The 2714-nt window shown below is 41.1% G+C and carries 3 protein-coding genes; all 3 read left to right on the top strand.

Annotated features, from left to right (window positions below; all coding sequences use genetic code 11):
* Positions 1-207, top strand: a 207-nt coding sequence (locus B5G16_RS12805) for a hypothetical protein (protein ID WP_204228113.1), incomplete at its 5' end; no start/stop codon positions are given.
* Positions 177-533 carry an ATP-binding protein gene (locus tag B5G16_RS12340; protein ID WP_239406119.1) on the top strand — a complete coding sequence of 119 codons (357 nt, stop codon included), beginning with the start codon at positions 177-179 and terminating at the stop codon, positions 531-533. The genes B5G16_RS12805 and B5G16_RS12340, both read left to right, overlap by 31 nt.
* A gap of 429 nt (positions 534-962) precedes the next feature.
* Positions 963-1547: a hypothetical protein gene (locus tag B5G16_RS12705; RefSeq protein ID WP_143260911.1), complete on the top strand. Its 585-nt coding sequence runs from the start codon at positions 963-965 to the stop codon at positions 1545-1547.
* The last annotated feature ends 1167 nt before the right edge of the window (positions 1548-2714 follow it).

Below are 2714 nucleotides of genomic sequence, written 5' to 3'. Positions count from 1 at the left end.
CGAGTGAAGACTATAACACAAAAAGAAGAACAACACGCCGCGGCGTGTTGTTCTGAAACCAAGAATCGCTATATTTGCATATCTGAAGAATCTGAAGGCACCTCCCCAGACACACTTTTGGGAACAGTATCGGGAAATCGTTCCTGGCATGTGCCATCGGAAGACAGGCCTGCTTCATGGGACACAGGGTGGAATACTTCTCCATGAACAAGTTCATCGAGCGTATAGCGCTCGCCAAACTTGACGGAAGCCTTCTTAAAGTCATCAACCACATTGAGAAGAATGACCTCGTCATCTTTGATGACTTCGGACTGCAGCCGCTTGACAACAACTCACGTCTGGCCCTGCTCCAGATCCTGGAAGACTGCTATCAGAGGAAATCCGTCATCGTGACATCACAACTCCCTGTATCCAAATGGTATGACTACATCAATGAGCCGACCTTGGCTGACGCAATCATGGACCGCATCACCGCTAACGCGGTTCGGATTGAGCTAAAAGGTGACTCGATGAGAAGAAAAAATCAGAAATAATCCTAACTTTGCCGAACCGAAAGCGACCATGCCTGACGTGGTACATTTGAAAACGCTACAGGAGGTACATTCAATGCGATATAGTCACCATATTCGTACAAAAGAATCAAATGAGGTATAGTGATAAAGTTTTTTATACCGGTTTTTGCCCGTAAGCCGTTCTCCAAATTTTATATTATTCGCCATCTAAATTCAATTTCATTAATAAAAACAATCTGTTGACCAAATCTTCAGTATCAAAACTCAAATGATAAAGGTAACAATTATGGCAGTAATTTTCTTAGATTCTCACGAAATAATGCTTTAGCCAGAACAATCAATGTCTCGGGTACAATAAGAAAGCCACCTTTTCGGTGGCTTTAGTGGCAGGGCGGGATTCGAACCCATGGAGCCTTCATCGTAATATATGGTTACACTCACTGTCTTCATGTGAGCTTCCTGTTTCGGCCTGCCACACCGGCCCCTACCGCCTTCATTAGAGTTTTTTTCATACTTATTGTCCCCTTATCCATTGTAGTATTAAAGTTAAAAAATGAAACTGCTCCCAAAACAAGCTGGAAGTACGATGGCATTGGAAACCCAAGCGCACATGAAATTAAGCAAGTGATTACGACTAAGCGTAAATATCATACAAATTTAGCAATTATTTTTAATCCATCAAATGATATCACAAGACTACAGAATTGCTATGTGATAAGAAATTCTTGCAATTCGGTATCTAAAAGCGTCTATCGCAAGCGAAACTGCTTACTGAGCATTTTTACACATCCGCTTTCCAGTCCTCGCCCCGGCATCATTCCTCGCAAGTACGAGCGCCTTCCTGCGGATGACAAGCATACACAAGGCTACTTCCGTCAAGCCGTCGGATACTTGCCAATGGGTAGAGCAGTTTCAGATGAATTGCTATTCTGTCTACGCCGCGTTCCGGCAAATCCGTCAATCATCTTTTTTGAGTTTGCAGATCAGTTTTTGCATTCAAAAGTTGCATACAGCAACCTCCAATTTTATGACTAAAACAGAGTTTCAAGTACCTAAATCAAACCACACCAAGTGGCACAACCATCAAGAATTTCTCTAAACAGTGAGCATAGCGCATTTCACTTACAAATACTGGAACAAAAGATTAAGAAAGCAGCACCCATGCCGATTGCACCCATAAGCATCTGCGAAGAATCGCAAACGAGCCCAACATGACTTTTCCTGAATTGAGTTGACGGTTTTGTATTTTACATTTTTTCGAACGAATCATACCTATTATCTCTCGCTTTTTCCAACGAATCATATTCCATTCAGACACTTTTCCATCAAAATTGAGGCTTGAAATCTACACTTTTCCATGAAATCAGCAACTTTATTTATACCCGTATTCCATATATACGTTCATTAAAGTAAAGGCGAAATAAGGGAAAGAAAAGAAATGGCTACCGCCATTTTTTCTTTTGACTGCAAAAAGATTTTAAGGACCGAATACAGACAGGGACTGAACTTCCATCAAATCTCTATACCTCCAACTGTCAATATCTACCGTACTTGTAAGCAGTGTACTGTACTCGTCTATAATTAACTGATAATCTCGCCCCCGTAATTAGCCGTCTTACATTTTACGCAGTGGAGTACGTATTTTTTACGCAATGATGTCAAGAACACATCTCTGGCTTACCCAAAATAACGGACGACAACCCCGAAAATACCCGTGAATCCATCCTTAATTTTACAGCCCATTTTGGCGAAATAAACCCCGACATGCTCTATCATTGCAGACGGGGTCTGTCGGGGCCCGAAAGGGAGGTTTTTGCCTCTTTTCCCTCTGTTCGGAGGGAGACGATGAAAAAATCGTTAAATCTTCGATTCTTTGCGAAAAACAAGTAAATTTTTGAGGCCCCTATCTTTTAAGGCGTAAACTATTGACAATCAACAGGCATTTGATAGTGCATCGAAAACAAATGAAACAACCCAAAATAGTTTCAGGCATTTTTTAATACATATCTGCCAACAATATCCATGAGTCGCCTGTTTTTAGGGGAATAATGTTGTGAGATCATCCGTTTCAAATCAAGATTCGAATTTTGTCGAGTCGTTAAATTCTTGTAATTTTCGTAAAATTTACGGACTAATTTCACGAAGCAATATGAAAAAAGACTTTGGATCGAAGAGCTGGCTCTACCCGATGCCTGTACTGAT

It is taken from the genome of Alistipes sp. An66 (genome assembly GCF_002161445.1).
In the GTDB taxonomy this organism is placed as follows: domain Bacteria; phylum Bacteroidota; class Bacteroidia; order Bacteroidales; family Rikenellaceae; genus Alistipes; species Alistipes cottocaccae.
Note: the sequence above shows the minus strand (reverse complement) of the source record. Positions and strands in the feature narration are given on the sequence as shown.

Bases quoted from the DNA above. Each gene is read 5' to 3' on its own strand.
- B5G16_RS12340 (WP_239406119.1), top strand. From the start codon at position 177: ATGGGACACAGGGTGGAATACTTCTCCATGAACAAGTTCATCGAGCGT.